We start from the raw sequence: 23,082 nt of genomic DNA, 5'->3' as shown, positions 1-23,082 counted from the left end.
GATCTATGGCTCATTTAACTGTCCAGATCGTGACACCAGATGGCCTCGTCTATGATCACCATGCCAGCTTTGTATCGGTACGAACTCTGGATGGTGAGATGGGGATCTTGCCACGACATGAAAATATGATTGCGGTTTTAGCAGTTGATGAAGTAAAGGTAAAACGAATTGATGATGATACTCATGTGAACTGGATTGCAGTGAACGGAGGAATTATCGAGATTGCCAATGACATCATTACTATTGTAGCAGACTCAGCAGAACGTGCTCGTGATATCGATATTAGCCGTGCTCAACGTGCTAAACTTCGTGCTGAACGTGAGATTGAAGAAGCACAAGATAAACACTTGATTGACCAAGAACGGCGAGCTAAGGTTGCTTTGCAACGCGCCATTAACCGTATCAATGTCGGAAATAAACTATAAAATAAAAATGAACTTGCTTAAGCAAGTTCATTTTTATTTTACATTAATGTTTAAATGTGATGCAAACAGCTTCAGGAACTTGGAAATCGTTAGAAAGCTCAGCTAATCGACCAGTTTCGGGATTACGTTTAAAGACGGTTGCATTATCTGAATCTTGGTGAACTGCAATTAGAAATTCTTGGTCAGGAGTAAGGTCGAAATCACGTGGTGTTTTACCATGACTTGGAACAATCTCTAATAATTCCAAACTACCATCAGCGAGAATTGTATAGACTGCAATGGAATCATGACCTCGGTTGGATGCATAGAGGTATTTGCCGTCTTTTGAAAGACGAATGGCAGCAGTAGCATTAAATCCCTCATATCCGTCTGGCAAGGTCGAAATGACTTGCATGCGTTCAAATTCACCAACACCATCGTAAATCAAGACTTCAATGGTACTGTTGAGTTCACAGATGAGGTAGGCAATCTTATAATGATGATGGAAAACGATATGGCGAGCCCCTGCTCCAGCTTGGCTATGATAAGTATAGAGTTTACTTAGTTTTCCTTCTGGACTAACATCGTAGGTCGTTACTTCATCCGTACCTAAATCACATGTGACGAGATACTGGTCAGGTGTTAGATCTGTAAAGTGGACATGAGGAGAAGTTTGATTTTCATGAGGACCTTGTCCACTATGCTGATCTAGATCCGTTTGGATGAGGCTACCATCCGTTTGACGTTTATAAACCAGTACTTGCCCCTTATGATAGTTGGCTCCGTAAACGAGACTACGTTTTTCATCTACTGCCACATAACAATGAGGAGCGCCTTCTTCCACCACATGATTTAATAAGGTGCCGTCGGTCTTGTAAGCAGCGATTCCACCCAAACCATCCTGGCTCCCTACGGTGTATAAGTGTTGCTGTTGGTCAAAGGCAAGGTAGGTCGGACTTGGTTCAGCAGCAAAGAGTTCAAGATTTGTAAGCTGGCCTGTTTCTGTATTAAAATCTGCCTTGTAAATCCCTTTAGATAAGCGACGAGTGTAAGTTCCAAAATAAACAGTTTCTTTCATGTCCATACCTCTTAATAATGATAAATTTATTATACCACAAAATGACAGTCAGGAAGTGTTCATTTAATCTATGTAAGCACTTTAAAAAAGAGTTATTTTAGTCTAAAAATGGTATAATGAGAGAATGACAGAAAGGATGTATTTATGGAACATAAAGAGAAACATTTTAGCCTATCTTGGTTCTTCAAGTGGTTTTTAGATAATAAAGCTATTACTGTATTCTTGGTAACCTTGTTACTGGGCTTGAACCTTTTCATTCTAAGTAAGATTAGTTTTATTTTTTTACCAGTTTTAGATTTTCTAGGAGTTGTCATGTTGCCAGTTATTTTATCTGGTTTACTTTATTATCTCCTCAATCCGATTGTTGACTGGATGGAGAAACACAAAATCAATCGTGTTCTTGCCATTAGTATTCTCTTTGTTATAATTGGTCTCTTTATCATTTGGGGGCTGGCGGTTGCTATTCCAAATCTGCAACGTCAAGTCTTAAATTTTGCGAAGAATGTGCCGACATACCTGGAAGATGCTGATAAGGTGATCAATGACCTTGTAACTAAACGTTTACCAGATGATTTTAGGCCACAGTTGGAGCAGGTTCTTGCCAATATTTCTACTGAGGCGACCATGTGGGCGAGCAAAATCTCTTCCCAAGCCGTTAACTGGGTGAGTGCCTTTGTCAGCAGTGTATCCCAGGTTATTGTAGCGGTCATTATCGTACCTTTCATGCTCTTTTATCTTTTACGCGATGGAAAAGGTTTGCGAGATTATTTGACCAAGTTTATTCCTACGAAGTTAAAGGAACCAGTAGGACAAGTTTTGTCAGATGTTAATAAACAGTTGTCAAACTACGTCAGAGGGCAGGTTACAGTTGCTATTATCGTGGCGATTATGTTTATTATCTTCTTTAAGATTATTGGTCTCAGATATGCTGTGACCCTGGGGATTACGGCTGGTATTCTCAATCTAGTACCTTACCTAGGTAGTTTTCTAGCGATGTTGCCTGCTCTGGTTTTAGGCTTAATAGCGGGGCCTGTCATGCTTTTGAAAGTGATTATTGTCTTTATTGTTGAACAAACGATTGAAGGTCGCTTCGTTTCTCCGCTTATTTTAGGTAGTCAGTTAAACATCCATCCGATCAATGTCCTCTTTGTTCTCCTGACTTCAGGATCTATGTTTGGTATCTGGGGAGTCTTGCTGGGAATTCCTGTCTATGCCTCTGCCAAGGTCGTTATCTCAGCTATCTTTAACTGGTATAAAGAAGTCAGCGGTTTGTATGAAGAAGAAGGAGAGGAAATCAAGAGTGAACAATAGTCAACGTATGCTCAAGGCTTTGGATGAACAAGATTTAAGTAAAGCAGATCAGTGTTTTCACAAAGCCCTTGAAACAGATTCAAGTGAGGTTCTCTATGAACTAGCAAGCTATCTAGAGGGAATTGGCTTTTATCCTCAAGCAAAAGAAATTTACCAAAATATCGTTACAGAATTTCCAGAAGTGAATCTGAACTTAGCCAGCATTGCTAGCGAGGATGGCAATGTTGAGGAAGCCTTTGCTTACCTTGAGGAAATCATACCCGAAAGTGACTGGTACGTATCGGCCTTGACCTTGAAGGCAGACCTCTACCAGTTGGAAGGATTGACAGATGTAGCACGAGAAAAGTTACTGGAAGCCTTAAACTACTCAGACGATCCCTTATTAGTTTTTGGTTTGGCTGAGTTGGATAGCGAGTTAGGGAATTATCAGGAAGCTATTCAGGGTTATGCTCAATTAGACAATCGCTCTATCTATGAGCAAACGGGCGTCTCAACTTATCAGCGAATTGGCTATGCTTATGCCCAGTTAGGTAAGTTTGAAGCTGCAACTGAATTCTTAGAAAAAGCCTTAGAACTAGAATACGATGATCAAACTGCCTTTGAACTGGCTAGTCTTTACTTTGACCAAGAAGAGTATCAAAAATCTGTTCTTTACTTTAAGCAGATTGATACCATTTCACCTGATTTTGAAGGATATGAATACGGGTACAGTCAAGCCTTGCACAAGGAACATCAGGTGGAAGAAGCCCTTCGTATCGTTAAAAAAGGACTGGAGAAAAATCCATTTGAGACTCGGCTCTTACTAGCTGCTTCTCAGTTCTCGTACGAATTGCATGATCCTAGTGCTGCAGAGCAGTTTCTCATTACTGCTAAGGATGATGCAGAGGATACAGAAGAAATTTTCCTTCGTCTTGCAACTATTTATATGGAACAAGAGCGGTATGAAGATATCATTGCTCTCCAAAGTCAAGAACCTGAAAATCTCTTGACTAGGTGGATGATTGCACGTTCTTACCAAAAAATTGAGGATTTAGATAAGGCTTATGAGCTTTATCAGGAGTTATCGTCTGACCTCAAGGATAATCCTGAGTTTCTGGAGCAGTATACTTATCTTTTGCGTGAATTGGGATATTTTGAAGAGGCCAAGATACAAGTTGAAGCCTATTTAAAACTCGTTCCAGATGATGTTCAGATGCAAGAACTCTTAGAAACACTTTAAAAGTTATCTCTTTAAAAACGTATCCGTCAATTTGTCAGATACGTTTTTTTAGGAGAAATGGAATTTTTTTACAAAAACTCTTGCTAAATTGTTTATTTATGCTATAATAGGAACAATTATTTTTAGGAGGTGCAGTATGTCTTATATGTTTGAGATATTACCAAGTTTGTTAAACGGTGCAAGTATGACACTTCAAGTCTTTGCTCTAGTTTTAATTTTTTCAATTCCCTTAGGTATTGTCGTTGCCTTTGCTTTGCAGGTCCGTTGGAAACCCCTCCATTATCTTATTGACCTTTATATTTGGGTAATGCGAGGAACTCCCTTGCTTTTGCAATTAATCTTTATTTACTATGTGCTCCCTAGTGTTGGGATACGTTTAGATCGTTTGCCAGCTGCTGTAATTGCTTTTGTATTGAACTATGCAGCCTACTTTGCTGAAATCTTTCGTGGAGGAATTGAAACCATTCCCAAAGGGCAGTATGAGGCTGCTAAGGTCTTGAAGTTTAGTCCTTTTGACACAGTGCGCTATATTATTTTGCCTCAGGTTACAAAAATTGTCTTACCGAGTGTTTTTAATGAGATTATGAGTTTGGTCAAGGATACTTCATTGGTTTATGCCCTTGGGATTTCAGATTTGATTTTGGCTAGTCGTACAGCAGCCAATCGAGATGCCAGCCTTGTGCCTATGTTTTTAGCTGGAGCGATTTATTTGATCATGATTGGTCTTGTAACCATTGTAGCGAAAAAACTTGAGAAGAAGTACAGTTATTACAGATAGGAGGATTGCTATGTTAGAATTACGAAACATCAACAAAGCCTTTGGTGGCAAACAAATCTTAACCAATTTCAGCCTATCAATTCCAGAGAAGCAAATCCTCGCAATCGTAGGTCCATCAGGAGGCGGAAAGACAACCCTATTACGTATGCTAGCTGGACTGGAGACCATCGATTCTGGAGAAATCTACTATAACGGCGAATCGCTAGCTATAGACGAACTAGAAAAGCGCAATCTTCTAGGATTTGTTTTCCAAGATTTTCAACTCTTTCCGCATTTGTCAGTTTTAGATAACTTAACTCTGTCGCCTATAAAAACAATGAACATGGAGAAGGAAGTTGCTGAGAAGAAGGCGCGTGGTTTGTTAGAACAACTTGGGTTAGCAGGGTATGCAGATGCCTTTCCTTTCTCGCTTTCAGGTGGGCAAAAACAACGGGTGGCTTTAGCACGCGCCATGATGATAAACCCAGAAATTATTGGATATGATGAGCCTACATCAGCCTTAGATCCAGAGTTGCGATTAGAAGTAGAAAAACTTATCCTTCAAAATAAAGAGCGTGGGATGACTCAGATTGTTGTTACCCACGACCTTCAGTTTGCAGAAAACATTGCTGATCAGATCCTTAAGGTTGATCCAAAGTAGGAGGTGCCTATGAAGAGAAAGAAAATTGCCCTTGTACTTGCTCTGTTCTTTAGCTTCTTCCTGACAGCTTGTACTCAGAAGGCAAGTGATCCAAATCAGGATAATTGGGCCAAATATCAAAAGCAGGGTAGCATTACCATTGGCTTTGACAATACCTTTGTTCCTATGGGATTTGAGGAAAAGAATGGCCAGTACGCGGGCTTTGATATTGACCTAGCCCAAGCTGTCTCTGAAAAGCTAGGAATTCAGATTAAATTTCAACCCATCGATTGGGATATGAAAGAAACCGAACTACAAAATGGTACCATTGATGCCATCTGGAATGGCTATACAGCTACAGATGAACGGAAAGAGAAGGTTGCCTTTACCATTCCTTACATGGAAAATCAACAAGTTTTGGTCTCTAAAAAGTCTCAAAATATCCACTCAGTTCAGGATATGACTGACAAAGTTTTAGGGGCTCAGGCTGGATCTTCTGGTTATTTGAATTTTGAAGGACAACCAGAACTACTTAAGAATAGAGTGAAAGACCAGAAGGCCAATCAATACCAAAGTTTCAATGAAGCATTGATTGATTTGAAAAATGATCGGATTGATGCCTTGGTGATTGACCGGGTATATGCTAATTATTATCTCCAGTCCGAAGGGATATTAAGCGACTATAATGTCTTTTCAGCTGGATTTGAAAGTGAAGCTTTTGCAGTTGGTGTTAGACCTGCTGATAAAACATTGCTAGCTGCCTTGAACCAAGCCTTTATCTCACTATACCAAGAAGGAAAATTCCAGGAAATCAGCCAGAAATGGTTTGGGGAAGATGTAGCCACCAGTCAAGTTAAAAATCAAGAATAAGAAAAAGAGATTGAGTTTTTCCTCAGTCTCTTTTTGTATCGAAAAATCCTCTGGCAAGTACCAGAGGATAAGGGTTTATACTCAATGAAAATCAAAGAGCAAACTAGGAAGCTAGCCGCAGGCTGTACTTGAGTACGGCAAGGCAACGCTGACGTGTTTGAATTTGATTTTCGAAGAGTATTATTTCATTGTTGGGAAAAGCAATACGTCACGGATAGTGGTTGTATCAGTGAGGAGCATGCAGAGACGGTCGATACCGATACCCAAACCACCTGTTGGTGGCATACCGTATTCAAGAGCCTCGATGTAGTCGTAGTCGATACCTGTTGCCTCATCATCACCAAGTTCTTTGGCTTTAGCTTGGGCTTCAAAGCGACTAAGTTGATCGATTGGGTCGTTTAACTCAGAATAGGCATTACCGTACTCCTTAGTCATGATAAAGAGCTCAAAACGGTCAGTAAAGCGCTCGTCTTCAGGGTTTTTCTTAGCAAGTGGAGAGACAGCTACTGGATGCCCATAAACGAAGGTTGGTTGGATCAATGTTTCTTCGACAAATTCTTCAAAGAAGGCATTGATGATGTGACCAACTTCAGTGTAGTGTTTCTCAACTGGAACTTTCTTCTCAGCAGCGATAGCTTTGGCTTCCTCGAAAGTCATATCTTGCCAGAAGTCTACACCAGTAATTTCTTTGATAGCATCCACCATGTGAACACGTTTAAATGGTTCATTGATTTTGATTTCAGTACCTTGGTAGTTGACTGGACCATCACCTTTGACAGCCTTTGCAGCATGCTGGATAATACCTTCTGTCAAATCCATAATATCATGGAAATCGGCATAAGCTTGGTAAACCTCAATCATAGTAAATTCAGGATTATGAGTTGCATCCATTCCTTCGTTACGGAAGATACGGCCAATCTCATAGACGCGTTCCATACCACCGACAATTAGACGTTTGAGATGAAGTTCTAGAGCTATCCGAAGCACCATGTCAATATTTTGAGCATTGTGGTGTGTAATAAATGGTTTGGCAGCAGCACCACCGGCCTCGTTGTGAAGTACAGGTGTTTCCACTTCAAGAAAATCATGTCCATCTAGATAACGACGAATTTCAGAGATGATTTTTGAACGAGTGACAAAGCGTTCAAAACTTTCGCGATTTGAAATTAAATCAAGGTAACGTTTACGGTAAATTGTTTCAACGTCAGTCAAACCGTGGAATTTCTCTGGTAGTGGGCGAAGTGCTTTAGATAAGTGTGTAATGTGGGTTGCCTTGATAGAGAGCTCTCCCATATCTGTACGCATGACTTCACCTTCGACACCGAGGAAGTCTCCTAGGTCAGCCTTCTTAAAGATTCCATAGTTTTCTTCACCAACAGCATCTTTACGAACGTAGATTTGGATTTGACCTTCTCGGTCTTGAAGATGGGCGAAGCCGACTTTACCTTTACCACGTTTACTAACTAAACGTCCAGCGATAGTAGCAGTTTCGTTTAATTCATGTAATTGTTCTTTATCGAGTTCTGCAAATTTGTCTTTTAGTTCTTGAGAGTTAGCAGTACGTTCAAAACGTTTTCCGAAAGGATCAATTCCTTGTTCACGGAGCGCAGCCATTTTTTCACGGCGAACGATCTGCTGGTCATTTAGTTCTTCCATATGTTCTGTAGACATGAAATCCTCCTAATTTTACTCAAAATTTGATACGATGAGTCTTTTTTGCGATACTCCCATTTTATCATAAATAGTCAAGAAATTCACGGATATTCTTTGAAAACTAAAAAGAACTTGACCATTAAGATCAAGTTCCATTATTTTCCTTGATAGGAAGTGTCATTCCACCTTTCAAGAGTGAAGGTTTCAAAATCCTTGGTTTCTAAAACTGTTAGACTAGCATTGGCTAAACCACCATCTTTTCGAAGAAGGGGTTCTTTATAACCTAGAAGGGTACGAAGACTAGCAGTGAGATTCGCACCATGACCAACGATTAGAACTCTCTCAGCTTTACTCCCCTTCAGAGATTTGATAAATTGAATGGTACGTTGAGTTGTAGAGTAGAGGGATTCTGCTTCAAACATTCTTGTATCGAACTTAGCTAAGTTTGTACGAAAAGCTTTGATTTGTTGTGGGTAGATGGCCTCTAATGTTGCAATTTTTAATCCCTCTAGTTTTCCGAGATGCCATTCACGCAGGTCAGGAATAGTCTCTAAAGGACATTGCGTCTGGAGTTGACTTTGGATAATTTTAGCAGATTTGACCGCTCTTGGTAAATCACTTGAATAAATCTCATCGAAAGGGATATTGCTGAGATATTGACCGAGCGCCTTTAAGGTATCAATAGACTCAGGAAGAAGAGGTGAGTCCCCTCCAGCACCTTGGAAACGTCCTTCAAGATTCCAGATAGTTCGGCCATGACGCACAAAATAGAGTTTCATCAGTTGTTTTCCTCCAAGATATCTGCAAAATCTGCTTTCACAAAGCTAGCCAAGTCTTGTGGAGCAATAATGATACTATGCCCGACTTCCCCAGCAGAGACGATCAATTTGTCTAAATCTAAAGCTGTTTTATCAATAAAAATAGGATAGTTGTGTTTTTGGCGAATGCCGACGGGGTTATTTGCCCCATGAATATAGCCTGTCGTTTTTTCTAGGTCTTTTTGTGGAATCATACTCACTTTTTTATTACCAGAAACCTTTGCTAATTTTTTTTCAGCGAGGTGTTCTGTTATGGGAACGATTCCGATGATTGGCCCCGTTTTGTCTCCTAATAGAGCCAAGGTTTTAAAGATGTGAGTTCGATCATATTCCGAAGGAAGTTCTCCCTCAAGCGCATTGATTTGAATCCCTGTGTGCTCAATTCCTGCTTTGGTTAAGATCTGCTCGACAAGAGTTTTTTTAATCTTTACTTTTTTTGCCATTATTTATACTTATCCTCCAATTGACTCATCCAGATACCAAGCCAAATGCCAAGCGCAAAGAAGAAGGCGATGAGAACATAGCTCACGATAGAAAGTCCAGTGTATTGGATGCTTTCAGAACTTCCAGCATTTGGAATCAAAATCAAGAGGGTGCTTGATAGCACAATCCCAATAATAAAGTGATAAACACGGGAGTGGTAGTTGTTCAAGGCATGGTCCATTAATTTTGAAAAGATAATAAGAGTTGCTCCTGCACCAATCCCGATAGGAAGGAAGGTACCAAATAAATCGAAGGTCTTAAAGCCAGTTAGCATCGGAGCGTACAGTCCTAAAATCAAGAGTAGATTTGATGGACTTAAACCAGGCACCAAGACACCAAGAGCTAAAAGAACACCTGCCAAGATGAAGTTTACAAAACTAGCACTGAGTGAACCTACGACAAAATTGAGAGCGTAGAGGCTAAATCCTGAAATGATAAAGGTAGTCCAGAACCAGACTAGGTCAATCTTATCACGATCAGACTCCCTAGTAGATTCTTTAAGGAGGCTAGGAACTGTACCGATGATAGCTCCAGCAAAGCTCCACAAAACATAGACTTGGTAATTTTCTAGCAAATACTCGATCGGATAGGAAAATAAACCAATCCCAAGCAACATCCCGATAGCTACTGGGATAAAGTAAAGGACATTCTCTTTAAAATCTTTAAAGGGATGAGCAAGAAAGCCAATCATTCGCTCGTAAATTCCCAAAATAGCTGCTAAAACACCGCCAGAAATTCCTGGTAGGATAAATCCTAAGGCGATGACGATTCCTTTAATAACTCGTGCAATCCATGAAAACATATTAGACTCCTCAATTTCATAAATTTCTTTCTCTGTCTTATCAATTATAACACAGACGGCAAAAAAATGAAAAAGCAAGTGAAAAAGTTGCGACTTTCACTTGCTTTATGGTTTTAAAAATAGCTTTCTGAAGGTGTCTTCTTTTTCCTTATCAGTAGAAATGAGATTGATGTCTAGGTGATGTTCAAATCCTGCAATTTTTCCTTTGGAAGTATACTGATGAAGGTCATAGTCTAAATCAGTATTGGGTGTGGCCTCAAAGTAGCCTGAGTCTGTCCCATAAGAAGGAATCCAGACGGCAGAGAAATTTTCCGTATTGATGCTATGTTCTTGCATGAAATAGACACCAATGTAAATCCCGATATTTTTAGCGCCCAGCGATTCAAGTTTAGCCCGAAAAGCTTCGACTCCGTCATTCATGTCGGCCATTGTTTTTTCCTCAACGTCAAGCCAGTAATAACTAGGATTGTATGGAGAAGCAGAATTGTAGAAAACTTCAGCCGCTTTTTCCATTTCTTCTTTGTTCGTACCAGCTAGATAAGCATAAACGGCTACGGGGACATTGCGCTTTTGAAATTCTGAAATGTGATTTTTATAGGATTTATCAACTCCGTTGATAAAGGCCGCATCATTTGCTTCCGTGTGTTGAGTACCACTGTGCACACGAACAATAGCTCCAGAAATATTTTGAGATAAAATATCGTAGTTTATCTCCTCCGGTCTTTGCCAACCAGAAATGTCAATAATGGGTTTATCAAGATTATGCAAGGCCTGGTTTTCAACTTGGACAGTGTTGCTTTTTGACTTGACCGAATGGTCTTCATAAGCTGGTTTATTAAAGATTAAAATAGCTATAACAATGGTGAATAGACTAAAAATAATAGCTGGATGAATCTCTTTTCTCATATCTAATTAGTTTAACGTAAATAGATAAAAAAATCAAAGAAAACGTTGAAAAGATGAATGAACTAGCATGTTTTCCCCTATTTCTCTGTTTGTTTACTCCTAAGGAAGTAAATTATGGTATAATATAAGGGAATTTCTAGAGAAAAGAGAAGATTATGTCAAATTATGCCATTATTTTAGCAGCAGGTAAAGGTACTCGCATGAAATCAGATCTTCCAAAGGTACTTCACAAAGTAGCAGGAATTTCGATGTTGGAACATGTTTTTCGTAGTGTTGGTGCTATTCAACCTGAAAAAACAGTTACTGTAGTTGGTCACAAGGCTGAGCTAGTTGAGCAAGTATTGGCTGGTCAGACAGACTTTGTTACCCAATCAGAACAACTAGGCACAGGGCATGCTGTCATGATGGCAGAACCCATTCTCCAAAATCGTACTGGCCACACCTTGGTTATCGCTGGGGATACTCCTCTGATTACAGGTGAAAGCTTGAAAAACCTCTTGGATTTCCATATCAATCACAAAAATGTGGCGACTATTTTAACGGCTGAAGCAGCTGATCCTTTTGGGTATGGTCGTATCGTCCGTAACGATAACGCTGAAGTTCTTCGCATTGTGGAGCAGAAAGATGCTACAGACTTTGAAAAGCAAATTAAGGAAATCAATACAGGAACATATGTATTTGACAATGAACGTCTTTTTGAGGCCCTTAAAAACATCAACACCAACAATGCCCAAGGTGAATACTATATTACTGATGTGATTGGTATTTTCCGTAATGCGGGTGAGAAGGTTGGCGCCTATACTCTCAAGGATTTTGATGAAAGTCTTGGGGTAAACGACCGTGTGGCTCTTGCCACTGCGGAAGCAGTGATGCGCCGTCGTATCAACCAAAAGCATATGGTTAATGGTGTTAGTTTTGTCAATCCAGAAGCAACTTACATCGATGTTGATGTCGAGATTGCTCCTGAAGTCCAAATCGAAGCCAACGTTACCTTGAAAGGTCAAACGAAGATTGGGGCGGAAACTGTCTTGGGAAATGGAACTTATATCGTGGATAGCGCTATCGGAGCTGGAGCTGTGATTACGAATTCCATGATTGAGGAAAGTACAGTTGCAGATGGTGTGACAGTCGGTCCGTATGCTCATATTCGTCCAGGCTCAAGTCTAGCTTCCCAAGTTCACATTGGAAACTTTGTTGAAGTAAAAGGATCTTCAATCGGTGAAAATACCAAGGCAGGTCATTTGACCTATATCGGAAACTGTGAGGTAGGTAGCCATGTTAACTTTGGCGCAGGCACGATTACAGTTAACTACGACGGGAAGAATAAGTACAAGACTGTCATTGGCAATAATGTCTTTGTTGGATCAAACTCAACCATCATTGCTCCAGTGGAACTTGGTGATAATTCACTAGTTGGAGCTGGTTCAACGATTACAAAAGATGTTCCAGCTGACGCCATTGCTATTGGACGTGGACGTCAAGTTAATAAAGATGAATATGCACTACGTTTGCCTCATCATCCTAAGAATCAGTAGGAGTCTATCATGGAATTTGAAGAAAAAACGATTAGCCGGAAGGAAATCTATCAAGGTCCTATTTTTAAGCTAGTGCAAGATCAGGTGGAACTACCCGAAGGGAAGGGAACTGCCCAACGTGATCTGATTTTTCACAATGGAGGCGTATGTGTTCTAGCTGTGACAGCTGAGGATAAAATCGTCCTTGTTAAGCAATACCGAAAAGCTATTGAAGCTATCTCTTATGAAATTCCTGCTGGTAAACTGGAAATTGGTGAAAATGCAGATCCCATGTCGGCGGCTCTTCGTGAATTGGAGGAGGAAGTTGCCTATACGGGTAAGTTAGAGCTTCTATATGATTTCTACTCTGCTATTGGTTTTTGTAATGAAAAATTAAAACTCTACCTCGCAAGAGATTTAACTAAGGTGGAAAATCCTCGTCCGCAAGATGATGATGAAACCTTGGAAGTTCTAGAGGTCAGCCTTGAGGAAGCAAAAAACTTAATTCAGTCTGGCCGTATCTGTGATGCCAAGACGATTATGGCAATCCAGTACTGGGAATTGCAAGAGAAATAGAGGAGTAGCCCATGGGAAAACCTTTGTTAACAGATGAAATAATCGAACGTGCCAATCGTGGGGAGAAAATCTCTGGGCCACCTCTTCAAGATGACGAGGAAACTAAAATTTTATCAACTTCTTCACAAAACTTTGGTTATTCACGTTCTAGAGACTATAATTCTATTCAAGATACTTTAACAATCGAAGTAGAGCCAACGATTCATAAGAGCCGTCGCATTGAGAATACTAAGAGGAATGTTTTTAACTCGAAACTAAACAGAATCTTATTTACAGTCATCCTTCTCTTGATTTTACTTGTGTTGGCGATGAAACTTTTGTAATAGAAAAGGAAATAAAATGAAAATTGGAATCATTGCAGCAATGCCAGAAGAGCTCCTACACTTGACTCAGAATCTAGACAGAGCACAAGAAGTCCAAGTCCTCGGAAATACTTACTACACTGGCACTGTTGGCAAGACAGAAGTTGTTCTAGTTCAGAGTGGGATTGGAAAGGTCATGTCAGCTATGAGTGTAGCGGTGTTAGCTGACCATTTCCAAGTGGATGCCGTTATCAATACAGGATCAGCAGGTGCAGTTGCAGAAGGGATTGCCGTTGGAGATGTAGTGATTGCGGATAAATTGGCTTACCATGATGTGGATGTAACTGCTTTTGGCTATGCTTATGGTCAGATGGCTGGTCAACCTCTTTACTTTGAATCCGATAAGAACTTTATCGCTAGGATTAAAGAGAATTTATCTCAATTAGAACAGACCTGGCACCTAGGATTGATTGCTACAGGGGACAGTTTTATAGCTGGAGATGATAAGATTGCTAGTATCAAATCCCACTTTCCGGATGTTTTAGCAGTTGAAATGGAAGGGGCAGCGATTGCACAGGCAGCTCAGGCTCTTGGCCTACCTTTCCTAGTCATTCGTGCCATGAGCGACAATGCCAATCACGAGGCTTCTATCTCTTTTGATGAGTTTATCATTGAAGCTGGACGTCGTTCTGCCCAAGTTTTACTGGCCTTTTTAAAGGTTATGGATTAAGCGGAAATTTGACAGTTTATTTAGCTTATGATAAGATTTAAGTAAAGAAAAGCTAGAAAACGTTTCAGAGGATATTATGAGTATTGAAATGACCGTCAGTGAGATTGCAGAGGTCCTAGGACTTTCTCGTCAAGCAATCAACAATCGTGTCAAAGAACTTCCAGAAGAGGACACGAAAAAAAATGACAAAGGTGTAACTGTAGTTACTCGAAGTGGCTTGATTAAGCTAGAAGAAATCTATAAAAAAACGATTTTTGAAGATGAACCAGTAAGTGATGATGTCAAACAACGCGAACTGATGGAAATCTTAGTCGATGAGAAAAACGCTGAAATTCTTCGTTTATATGAGCAGCTCAAGGCCAAAGATCAGCAGTTAGCAGAAAAAGATGAACAGATGCGTGTTAAAGATCGACAGATTGCTGAAAAGGACAAACAATTGGACCAACAGCAACAATTAACTCTTCAAGCTATGAAGGATCAAGAAAGTTTGAAACTAGAGTTGGACCAAGCAAAAGAAGAAGTTCAAGCTACCAAAAAAGGCTTTTTTGCTCGCTTATTTGGAGGAAAATAAAGAAGCTGTTTGGGTTATTCACTAACCTGATAGCTTCTTTTATTATTTATGGTTTAAATTGAGTCGGAACTGAGGTAAAAGATGGAAAAATTAAGAGATTATATTGCCTTTGATTTGGAGTTCAATCAATACGAAGGGGTTACCCATTTAATTCAAGTATCAGCAGTTCGCTTTCAAAATGGTCAAGAAATAGGTGCCTTTGATTCTTATGTTCATACTACAGCACCTTTGAAGAGTTTTATCAATGGCTTGACTGGAATCACAGCTGAAACCTTGAAAGATGCGCCAATGGTGGAACAAGTTTTAGGGGATTTTCAGATTTTTGTTGGTAATTTACCTATGGTTGGTTACAATGCGTCCAAAAGTGATCTGCCTATTCTCTTGGAGCATGGCTTGGACTATCGTGACCAGTATAAGGTTGATCTATATGATGAGGCTTTTGAACGGCGTAGTTCTGACTTACACGGCATAGCCAATCTTAAATTACAAACTGTTGCGAATTTTTTAGGCTTTCACGGGAAGTCACATAATAGTTTAGAAGATGCCCGCATGACGGCGCGTGTTTACGAAGCTTTTTTGGAATCGGATGAAGGAAAGCTATTATTAGAAGACCAGAGTAGTTTTTCTATGAATCCCTTTAATAGCTTAGACTTATCTCAATTTTTAGACTAGGAGTGCCTATGAAACCTGAAAAACCTAAAAAGCTAGGTTTTAGGAAAATTTACTATAACCTAGATAAAATACTATTTCTATTTTTCTTGATTTTCATGATGGTAGAGTTTGTTTGGTTGCCATTGAATTCATGGATAGCTGGCATACTTCTAAGACAAACAGGTTACTTGTTTATCTCCTACAATAACTTTTGGGCGATTATACAAGGCTCGCCTTTTGTCAGTTTAGCCTTTCTCATTTTAATAGCAATCAATCTTTTAGTGGCTTATTTTCAAATCTGTCTTTTGTTTATCGGGGCGCGTCACCTTCTCTATCATGAAAAGAGAACCCTGATTGAATATAGTCGGAAAGTCTTTCACCAGAGCTTTCTATTTGTCAAACGATTGAGCTTTTGTAAGATGGCCTTTGTCTTTTTTTACATTGCTTTGCTTCTCCCCTTTATTAGGAAAATTTTAAAAATCTACTATCTCAACAAAATTATTATCCCTGATTTTATCGTTACATACCTAGAAGATAAGAACTGGCTGGTAGGGCTGTTGATCATAGCATCCGCTTGGATCTTTCTCTACATTTCTGTTCGCTTCATGTTTGCCCTTCCTAAGATACTCTTTGAAAGAAAGACAGTAAGAGAAAGTGTGCAATATAGTCTCCAAAAGACGAAGAAAAACGTCCTTTTCTTCTCTTGGCATCTCCTACTCATTATCATTAAAACTTATCTCTTCTTCTTTGTTTTGTTAATTCCCTTGCTCTTTGCTCAGGCAGTAATGGATAACTTTACTCAAAAAGAATCCTTGATTCTTGGTGTGATTAATTTTATCTTGATTAAAAACCTCCATTACATGACTCTGACTTATTTCCTAGTGAAGTTTGTTTCCTTCCTGACAGGAGAAGAGTTGGAGATCATGCCAAGGCGAAAAAAAGATCATCTGATGAGATGGGGTGTCATGGGGTGTGCAAGTATCTTTTTTGCTTTAGAAGGTTATATCTATCTGGAGTCTCCGGATACCAATACACCTTTAGTGATTTCACACAGAGGAGTAAGTAATAAAAATGGTGTTCAAAATACGGTACAGTCTTTAGAAAAGACAGCCCAACTAAAACCAGACCTCGTCGAGATGGATGTGCAAGAAACGAAAGACGGTCAGTTCGTGATGATGCACGACGCTAACCTTAAATCGCTAGCAAGAATTAATGCTACACCGCAAGACTTAACTCTGGATGAATTAACAAATACAGATATTTACGAGAATGGTTATCAAACAAAGATTTCAAGTTTTGATGATTATTTAGAACGTGCAAATACATTAAACCAAAAATTGCTGATTGAGATTAAAACCAGTAAAAAAGATAGCCCACAAATGATGGACCATTTCCTTGAAAAGTATGGAACGACGATCAAGAAATATGGTCACCAGATGCAGTCACTAGACTACCATGTGATTGATAAGGTCTTGGCTTATGATTCTGAAATTCCAGTGTACTTCATTCTGCCATATAATAGTGTGTTTCCGAGAACCAAGGCGACTGGCTATACCATGGAGTATTCAACTTTGGATGAATACTTTGTCAATAAACTTTGGACAACAGATCAGAAACTATATGTTTGGACTGTGAATAGTTCTGAGTCCTTTGATAAGGCAGTCAGACTTGGAGCAGATGGCATGATAACGGATGATCTTGAAATGGTCCAGTCACAAGTCACAATGGCTCAAGACGATCCAGAATACACGGAATTACTCTTAAAGAAAGCAATGGAATTCTTTGATTTCTAAGAAAAAAAGAGAAACATCTGTTTCTCTTTTTTTGTGGATTAGAAAGGCAATTTTCCAGCGAAAGCACCGAGTTTCTTCTTAGTCGTTTCGTCAATTTGTTCAAGTGCAGCGTTAATCGCTTGAACAGTCATGTCAGAAAGTGTTTCGAGATCTTCTGGATCTACAACTGCTGGGTTGAAGTCAATGCTGACAACTTTTTTGTCTCCAGTCAGAGTTGCTTGGACAAGGTCCTGAGCTGATTTTCCAACAAATTCCATGGCAGCGAGTTCTGCTTGACTTTGTTCCATTTGTTTTTGAAGTTTTTGTGCTTGGCGCATCATGTTCTGCATGTTCATCATAGCGGTCTATAGTTTCCTTTTTCTATTATTTTCTTTTTTATTTTACCAATTTTAGGAGCAAAAGTCTAACAATAGTTTAAAACATCGTAGAGATTGCTTTCTTAAATTTACAAAAATGGATGCCATAATTTTCCTAGCTTTTTCTTGTATTTCTAAAAATATGTTTAAGTTTTCTTTAAGGTTTCTATTATATTCTAAAGAACTCTATATTAACCGAACGTTGAATGAGGGGGATAGAGAATAACCTAAATTTATTTCTTAATTTGTTATGGTTTTTCAGATTTTGTTGAATATTGTTCATTTTTCATCTTAAATAATGAGTCGATTCACATAGTGGCTCTTTATCTTTTCTTCATGATAGGCATATATTGTGATATAATAGACAGTGATGAGTTTTTTAGAATAAACAAAGGAGAAAATATATGATCTATGCAGGAATCCTAGCCGGAGGAACTGGCACACGCATGGGAATCAGTAATTTACCAAAACAATTCTTGGAGTTGGGTGATCGACCTATTTTGATCCACACAATCGAAAAATTTGTTTTGGAACCAAGTATTGAAAAAATTGTAGTTGGAGTTCATGGAGACTGGGTGTCACACGCTGAGGACCTAGTTGACAAGTATCTTTCTCTCCACAAGGATCGCATCATCATTACCAAAGGTGGGGCTGATCGCAATACCAGTATCGAGAAGATTATAGAAGCCATTGATGCCTACCGTCCAATCACTCCAGAAGATATTGTGATTACCCACGACTCTGTTCGTCCCTTTATCACACTTCGCATGATTCAGGACAATATCAAACTCGCTCAAGATCATGATGCAGTTGACACAGTAGTAGAAGCGGTTGATACCATTGTTGAAAGCACTAATGGCCAATTTATCACGGATATTCCAAATCGTGCTCACCTCTATCAGGGTCAAACACCTCAAACCTTCCGCTGCAAGGATTTCATGGATTTGTATGGTTCCCTATCTGATCAAGAAAAGGAAATCCTGACGGATGCATGTAAGATTTTTGTTATCAAGGGGAAGGACGTTGCCCTAGCTAAAGGGGAATATTCAAACCTTAAAATCACAACTGTAACAGACTTGAAAATCGCGAAAAGCATGATTGAGAAAGACTAAGGCTATGATTAATCAAATTTATCAACTGACAAAACCAAAGTTTATCAATGTAAAATACCAAGAAGAGGACATTGATCAGGAGAATCATATCCTTATTCGTCCAAATTATATGGCGGTTTGTCATGCAGATCAACGTTATTATCAAGGAAAACGCGATCCAAAGATATTGGCTAAAAAGCTTCCTATGGCTATGATACATGAGTCTTGTGGAACTGTTATTTCTGATCCAACTGGGACTTATGAAGTCGGTCAAAAGGTAGTCATGATTCCAAATCAACCGCCTATGCAGAGTGACAAGGAATTCTATGAGAACTACATGACAGGAACCTATTTCCTATCTAGTGGCTATGATGGCTTTATGCGAGAATTTGTCTCTCTTCCAAAAGATCGTGTTGTGTCTTATAATGACATTGAGGACACAGTTGCAGCCATTACTGAGTTTGTGAGTGTTGGTATGCATGCTATGGATCGATTCCTGCATCTTGCTCATAGCAAGCGAGAGCGCATCGCTGTTATCGGAGATGGTAGTTTGGCCTTTGTAGTTGCAAATATTATCAATTACACCTTGCCAGAAGCAGAGATTATCGTAATTGGTCGCCATTGGGAAAAACTGGAGCTCTTCTCTTTTGCAAAAGAGTGCTACATCACGGATAATATCCCAGAGGATTTGACCTTTGATCATGGATTTGAGTGTTGCGGTGGTGATGGTACAGGCCCAGCTATCAATGACTTGATCCGTTATATTCGCCCACAGGGAACGATCCTCATGATGGGAGTGAGCGAATACAAGGTTAATATCAATACACGAGATGCTTTGGAAAAAGGATTGTTATTAGTGGGATCGTCCCGATCAGGACGCGTCGATTTTGAGAAGGCCATTCAAATGATGGAAGTCAAAAAGTTTGCGAATCGACTGAAGAATATCCTTTATGTTGAAGAACCTGTGAGAGAAATCAAGGACATTCACCGTGTCTTTGCTACAGACCTAAATACTGCTTTCAAAACAGTATTTAAGTGGGAAGTGTAGAAGATGGAGGTTATTTGTGGAGAAACTCATCAAAGAAAAAATTTCTTCTTTGCTATCGGATGAAGAGGAAGTCCTTAGTGTTGAACAGCTAGGTGGTATGACCAATCAGAATTATTTGGTTAAAACAACCTCCAAACCCTATATCGTTAAATTTTTCGGAAAAGGGACTGAAAAGCTCATCAATCGTCAAGATGAAAAATACAATCTTGAATTGTTAAAAGGCTTGAATCTTGATGTCAAGAATTATCTCTTTGATATTGAGTCAGGGATCAAAGTAAATGAGTACATCGAATCGGCAGTAACTCTAGATTCGACATCCATCAAGACCAAGTTTGAAAAGATTGCACCAATTTTACAAACCATCCATGCTTCAGGGAAAGAATTAAGAGGAGAGTTTGCTCCTTTTGAGGAAATCAGAAAATATGAATCCTTGATTGAGGGAGCTGTCCCTTATGAAAACTATGAAGCTGTAAGAAAAGATGTATTTTCACTCGAGAAAAGACTGGCTGATTTGGGTGTTGATAGAAAGTCCTGTCATATTGATTTGGTACCAGAAAACTTTATCGAGTCACCACAAGGTCGTTTGTATTTGATTGACTGGGAATACTCTTCTATGAATGACCCGATGTGGGATTTGGCAGCTCTTTTCTTAGAGTCTGAATTTACAAATCAGGAAGAAGAAGATTTTCTAACCTACTATGAGAGTGACAAAACTCCAGTATCACGTGAGAAGATTCGTATCTATAAAATCTTGCAAGATACTATCTGGAGTTTGTGGACAGTGTATAAAGAAGCTCAAGGAGCTGATTTTGGAGATTACGGTGTTAATCGTTACCAAAGAGCTGTCGAAGGTTTGACTTATTATGGAGGTTAGGATGAAGAATAAAAATGGCGTTTCTTTTGGTCTGCTCTCTGGTATCTTCTGGGGATTAGGCCTAACGATTAGTGCTTATATCTTTTCAATTTTTACAAATCTTTCACCTTTTGTGGTGGCTGCCGCTCATGATTTCTTGAGTATCTTTATCTTGTTAGCTTTTCTTTTAGTAAAAGAAGGAAAAGTTCGCCTCTCGATTTTCTTAAATATTCGAAATGTAAGTGTAATTATCGGTGCTTTACTAGCAGGACCAATTGGTATGCAGGCCAATCTTTATGCGGTTAAATATATCGGTAGTTCTCTAGCTTCATCTGTATCGGCTATTTACCCAGCAATTTCAGTTTTGCTCGCCTTCTTCATTTTGAAACACAAGGTTTCAAAGAATACAGTATTCGGTGTTTTCTTGATTATTGCAGCGATCATTGCTCAAACCTACAAGGTTGAACAAGTTAACTCGTTTTACATTGGGATTCTTTGTGCCCTTATCTGTGCCATTGCCTGGGGGAGCGAAAGTGTTCTCAGCTCCTATGCTATGGAAAGTGAATTAAGTGAAATTGAAGCCTTGTTAATCCGACAAGTAACCTCATTCTTGTCCTATCTTGTGATTGTGCTCTTTTCTCACCATTCATTTGCAGAAGTGGCAGATGGGCAATTATTCGGCCTCTTGATTGTCTTTGCGGCCTTTGATATGATTTCCTACTTAGCTTATTATATCGCCATTAATCGCTTACAACCTGCGAAAGCGACAGGTTTGAATGTGAGCTATGTAGTTTGGACTGTCCTATTTGCAGCTGTTTTCTTAGGTGCACCGCTAGATATGCTGACAATTATCACTTCACTTATTGTTATGGCTGGTGTTTATATTATTATTAAAGAATAAAGGAGATTCGTGTGAAAGCGATTATTTTAGCAGCGGGCTTAGGGACTCGTCTGCGCCCTATGACTGAAAATACCCCAAAAGCTTTGGTTAAGGTTAATCAAAAACCCTTGGTAGAATACCAAATTGAGTTTTTGAAAGAGAGAGGAATTGATGAGATTATCATCGTTGTCGGTTACCTCAAAGAACAATTTGACTACCTAAAAGAAAAATATGGTGTCCGTTTAGTCTTTAACGACAAGTATGCTGATTACAATAACTTTTACTCACTTTATCTAGTAAAAGAAGATTTGGCTAACAGCTACGTCATCGATGCAGATAACTATCTTTTCAAAAATATGTTTCGAAACGATCTTAAACGTTCTACCTATTTTAGCGTTTATCGTGAAGACTGTACGAACGAGTGGTTCTTGGTTTATGGTGATGACTATAAGGTTCAAGACATCATTGTTGACAGCAAAGCTGGTCGCATTTTGAGCGGAGTTTCATTCTGGGATGCTCCAACTGCTGAGAAGATTGTTGGCTTTATTGACAAAGCATATGCAAGTGGTGAATTTGTTGATCTCTACTGGGACAATATGGTTAAGGATAATATCAAAGAATTGGATGTCTATGTCGAAGAATTAGAAGGGAATAGCATCTATGAAATTGATAGTGTAAAAGATTACCATAAGTTAGAAGAGATTTTATCTACTATTGAGTAAGGAAAGAGAAGAAGGCTTGGCTCTTCTTTTTTTTGTAGATTTTAAGACAGAAATGTTTGATATTGATTGTATTCTTTAAACAAAACAAAAATTACAAAAAAATGAACAAAATAAAACAAAAAATATTGACAACGATTTCATATAGTGTTATACTTATACCATAAAAGATAATTGAAAGAAGGGAAAAGGTTATGGGATTAGATCATTTCTTTGACAAAAACCTGGTGTTTTGCTTAGAAGCGGATAATCAAGAACAACTTTTTAATCAGGTTGCAAGTTTGTTGGAAGAACGAAAAATTGTCACTCCAACTTATCGTGAAGCCTTGATCGCGCGTGAGAAGTCATTTCCAACTGGTTTAGATATGGAATTTTTGGGGAAAGATCTACCAAATGTGGCTATTCCTCATACAGATATTGTTCATAATCTAGCTGAGAAAGTAGTGGTTGTTCGATTAGAAAAACCAGTAACTTTTCACAATATGATTGCTCCTGATAGAGAGGTTGAAGTTTCACTGCTCTTCTTTATCATTAACAACTCAAGTTCAAGTCAGACGAATATTCTGGCTCAGTTGATGGATTTCTTTACAGGGAAGGATCATCTAGAAGATCTATCAAAAATTTCTGAACCAGAAAAACTTTATGCTTATATTGCTGAAGCAACCGCTTAATCTTGTCTATTAAAATATAAAATCGGAGGAAATCCAAATGATTAAAATTCTTGCTGCCTGCGGTGCAGGTGTTAACTCAAGTCACCAAATTAAAAGTGCTCTAGAAGAAGAACTTTCAAACCGTGGTTATGACGTTCACTGTGATGCAGTCATGGTGAAAGATGTAAACGAAGACCTTATCAAGGGCTACGATATCTTTACTCCAATCGCTGCAACTGACCTTGGTTTTGAACCAGGAATTCCAGTAATTGAAGCTGGACCAATCTTGTTCCGTATTCCAGCGATGAGCGCTCCAGTATTTGACAATATTGAAGCAGCTATCAAAGAACATGGACTAAGCTAATTAATTCTTTATCTTGTTAACATTCATATAACTTAGAAAAACG

General features: G+C 39.0%; 27 protein-coding genes. 20 read left to right on the top strand and 7 right to left on the bottom strand.

The window, feature by feature from the left end; genetic code table 11:
- Positions 1 to 5 precede the first annotated feature (5 nt).
- Entirely contained in the window at positions 6 to 425 is a 420-nt protein-coding gene (locus ACVX3R_RS05340) for a F0F1 ATP synthase subunit epsilon (RefSeq protein ID WP_000940837.1), read from the top strand.
- Positions 426 to 468: 43 nt separating this feature from the next.
- Here the strand turns inward: ACVX3R_RS05340 and ACVX3R_RS05335 are convergent, their stop codons facing one another.
- Entirely contained in the window at positions 469 to 1,482 is a 1,014-nt protein-coding gene (locus tag ACVX3R_RS05335; protein ID WP_458794475.1) for a lactonase family protein, read from the bottom strand.
- Positions 1,483 to 1,626: 144 nt separating this feature from the next.
- On the opposite strand from ACVX3R_RS05335, the gene ACVX3R_RS05330 reads away from it, so the two are divergent.
- The 5 genes from ACVX3R_RS05330 to ACVX3R_RS05310 all read left to right on the top strand — a co-directional run bounded on the left by ACVX3R_RS05330 (position 1,627) and on the right by ACVX3R_RS05310 (position 6,279).
- Positions 1,627 to 2,793, top strand: a complete 1,167-nt coding sequence (locus tag ACVX3R_RS05330) for an AI-2E family transporter (protein WP_458794474.1) — start codon at positions 1,627 to 1,629, stop codon at positions 2,791 to 2,793.
- Positions 2,783 to 4,012 (top strand): tetratricopeptide repeat protein, encoded by a 1,230-nt coding sequence (locus ACVX3R_RS05325; protein ID WP_458794473.1) that lies wholly within the window; start codon positions 2,783 to 2,785, stop codon positions 4,010 to 4,012. Before ACVX3R_RS05330 ends, ACVX3R_RS05325 begins: the two co-directional genes overlap by 11 nt.
- 136 nt (positions 4,013 to 4,148) lie before the next feature.
- A complete protein-coding gene (locus tag ACVX3R_RS05320; RefSeq protein ID WP_000121160.1) occupies positions 4,149 to 4,790 on the top strand; it encodes an amino acid ABC transporter permease in 642 nt (213 codons plus the stop codon).
- Positions 4,791 to 4,800: 10 nt separating this feature from the next.
- A complete protein-coding gene (locus ACVX3R_RS05315; RefSeq protein ID WP_458794472.1) occupies positions 4,801 to 5,430 on the top strand; it encodes an amino acid ABC transporter ATP-binding protein in 630 nt (209 codons plus the stop codon).
- A 9-nt stretch (positions 5,431 to 5,439) separates the two neighbouring features.
- A complete protein-coding gene (locus tag ACVX3R_RS05310) occupies positions 5,440 to 6,279 on the top strand; it encodes an amino acid ABC transporter substrate-binding protein (RefSeq protein WP_458794471.1) in 840 nt (279 codons plus the stop codon).
- A gap of 180 nt (positions 6,280 to 6,459) precedes the next feature.
- Here ACVX3R_RS05310 and lysS read toward each other — a convergent pair whose 3' ends face one another.
- From lysS to ACVX3R_RS05285, 5 genes are all read right to left on the bottom strand, one after another.
- On the bottom strand, positions 6,460 to 7,950 hold the full coding sequence (gene lysS, locus ACVX3R_RS05305; protein ID WP_458794470.1) for a lysine--tRNA ligase: 1,491 nt from the start codon (positions 7,948 to 7,950) through the stop codon (positions 6,460 to 6,462).
- Positions 7,951 to 8,087: 137 nt separating this feature from the next.
- Complete coding sequence (locus ACVX3R_RS05300) at positions 8,088 to 8,711, bottom strand: histidine phosphatase family protein (protein WP_458794469.1); 624 nt, start codon at positions 8,709 to 8,711, stop codon at positions 8,088 to 8,090.
- Positions 8,711 to 9,193 carry an aminoacyl-tRNA deacylase gene (locus tag ACVX3R_RS05295; protein ID WP_247951946.1) on the bottom strand — a complete coding sequence of 161 codons (483 nt, stop codon included), beginning with the start codon at positions 9,191 to 9,193 and terminating at the stop codon, positions 8,711 to 8,713. Before ACVX3R_RS05295 ends, ACVX3R_RS05300 begins: the two co-directional genes overlap by 1 nt.
- Entirely contained in the window at positions 9,193 to 10,035 is an 843-nt protein-coding gene (locus tag ACVX3R_RS05290; RefSeq protein ID WP_458794468.1) for a DUF368 domain-containing protein, read from the bottom strand. Before ACVX3R_RS05290 ends, ACVX3R_RS05295 begins: the two co-directional genes overlap by 1 nt.
- A gap of 105 nt (positions 10,036 to 10,140) precedes the next feature.
- A complete protein-coding gene (locus ACVX3R_RS05285) occupies positions 10,141 to 10,941 on the bottom strand; it encodes a glycoside hydrolase family 25 protein (RefSeq protein WP_458794467.1) in 801 nt (266 codons plus the stop codon).
- A 155-nt stretch (positions 10,942 to 11,096) separates the two neighbouring features.
- On the opposite strand from ACVX3R_RS05285, the gene glmU reads away from it, so the two are divergent.
- From glmU to ACVX3R_RS05250, 7 genes are all read left to right on the top strand, one after another.
- Entirely contained in the window at positions 11,097 to 12,476 is a 1,380-nt protein-coding gene (gene glmU / locus ACVX3R_RS05280) for a bifunctional UDP-N-acetylglucosamine diphosphorylase/glucosamine-1-phosphate N-acetyltransferase GlmU (protein ID WP_458794466.1), read from the top strand.
- Positions 12,477 to 12,485: 9 nt separating this feature from the next.
- Positions 12,486 to 13,031: an NUDIX hydrolase gene (locus ACVX3R_RS05275; protein WP_458794465.1), complete on the top strand. Its 546-nt coding sequence runs from the start codon at positions 12,486 to 12,488 to the stop codon at positions 13,029 to 13,031.
- An 11-nt stretch (positions 13,032 to 13,042) separates the two neighbouring features.
- The gene (gene macP / locus ACVX3R_RS05270) at positions 13,043 to 13,354 is read left to right on the top strand and encodes a cell wall synthase accessory phosphoprotein MacP (RefSeq protein WP_000517856.1); all 312 of its coding nucleotides are present in this window, start codon (positions 13,043 to 13,045) and stop codon (positions 13,352 to 13,354) included.
- Positions 13,355 to 13,370: 16 nt separating this feature from the next.
- Positions 13,371 to 14,063 (top strand): 5'-methylthioadenosine/adenosylhomocysteine nucleosidase, encoded by a 693-nt coding sequence (locus tag ACVX3R_RS05265; RefSeq protein ID WP_033584167.1) that lies wholly within the window; start codon positions 13,371 to 13,373, stop codon positions 14,061 to 14,063.
- 76 nt (positions 14,064 to 14,139) lie between these two features.
- Positions 14,140 to 14,634 carry a chromosome segregation protein RocS gene (rocS, locus tag ACVX3R_RS05260; RefSeq protein ID WP_000021249.1) on the top strand — a complete coding sequence of 165 codons (495 nt, stop codon included), beginning with the start codon at positions 14,140 to 14,142 and terminating at the stop codon, positions 14,632 to 14,634.
- A gap of 81 nt (positions 14,635 to 14,715) precedes the next feature.
- Positions 14,716 to 15,306 carry a 3'-5' exonuclease gene (locus ACVX3R_RS05255; RefSeq protein WP_458794464.1) on the top strand — a complete coding sequence of 197 codons (591 nt, stop codon included), beginning with the start codon at positions 14,716 to 14,718 and terminating at the stop codon, positions 15,304 to 15,306.
- Between the two features lie 8 nt (positions 15,307 to 15,314).
- The gene (locus tag ACVX3R_RS05250) at positions 15,315 to 17,078 is read left to right on the top strand and encodes a glycerophosphoryl diester phosphodiesterase membrane domain-containing protein (protein WP_458794463.1); all 1,764 of its coding nucleotides are present in this window, start codon (positions 15,315 to 15,317) and stop codon (positions 17,076 to 17,078) included.
- Positions 17,079 to 17,116: 38 nt separating this feature from the next.
- Here the strand turns inward: ACVX3R_RS05250 and ACVX3R_RS05245 are convergent, their stop codons facing one another.
- Positions 17,117 to 17,416: a YbaB/EbfC family nucleoid-associated protein gene (locus ACVX3R_RS05245; protein ID WP_000981516.1), complete on the bottom strand. Its 300-nt coding sequence runs from the start codon at positions 17,414 to 17,416 to the stop codon at positions 17,117 to 17,119.
- A 422-nt stretch (positions 17,417 to 17,838) separates the two neighbouring features.
- Between ACVX3R_RS05245 and ACVX3R_RS05240 the strand changes: the two genes are divergently transcribed.
- The 7 genes from ACVX3R_RS05240 (at position 17,839) to ACVX3R_RS05210 (ending at position 23,039) form a co-directional block, all read left to right on the top strand.
- Positions 17,839 to 18,546, top strand: a complete 708-nt coding sequence (locus tag ACVX3R_RS05240; protein WP_084867179.1) for an IspD/TarI family cytidylyltransferase — start codon at positions 17,839 to 17,841, stop codon at positions 18,544 to 18,546.
- A 4-nt stretch (positions 18,547 to 18,550) separates the two neighbouring features.
- Entirely contained in the window at positions 18,551 to 19,573 is a 1,023-nt protein-coding gene (locus ACVX3R_RS05235; protein ID WP_000609901.1) for a ribitol-5-phosphate dehydrogenase, read from the top strand.
- 16 nt (positions 19,574 to 19,589) lie between these two features.
- Complete coding sequence (locus ACVX3R_RS05230; protein ID WP_458794462.1) at positions 19,590 to 20,447, top strand: phosphotransferase; 858 nt, start codon at positions 19,590 to 19,592, stop codon at positions 20,445 to 20,447.
- A 1-nt stretch (position 20,448) separates the two neighbouring features.
- A complete protein-coding gene (locus ACVX3R_RS05225; RefSeq protein WP_125840216.1) occupies positions 20,449 to 21,327 on the top strand; it encodes a DMT family transporter in 879 nt (292 codons plus the stop codon).
- Positions 21,328 to 21,338: 11 nt separating this feature from the next.
- Complete coding sequence (locus tag ACVX3R_RS05220) at positions 21,339 to 22,028, top strand: sugar phosphate nucleotidyltransferase (RefSeq protein WP_268710872.1); 690 nt, start codon at positions 21,339 to 21,341, stop codon at positions 22,026 to 22,028.
- Between the two features lie 191 nt (positions 22,029 to 22,219).
- On the top strand, positions 22,220 to 22,696 hold the full coding sequence (locus tag ACVX3R_RS05215; protein ID WP_247951958.1) for a PTS sugar transporter subunit IIA: 477 nt from the start codon (positions 22,220 to 22,222) through the stop codon (positions 22,694 to 22,696).
- 37 nt (positions 22,697 to 22,733) lie between these two features.
- Entirely contained in the window at positions 22,734 to 23,039 is a 306-nt protein-coding gene (locus ACVX3R_RS05210; protein WP_000590551.1) for a PTS sugar transporter subunit IIB, read from the top strand.
- Positions 23,040 to 23,082: the final 43 nt, after the last annotated feature.

The sequence above is a fragment of the Streptococcus sp. 517s genome (genome assembly GCF_054445985.1).
This window is presented reverse-complemented; position numbering and strand designations above follow the sequence as displayed.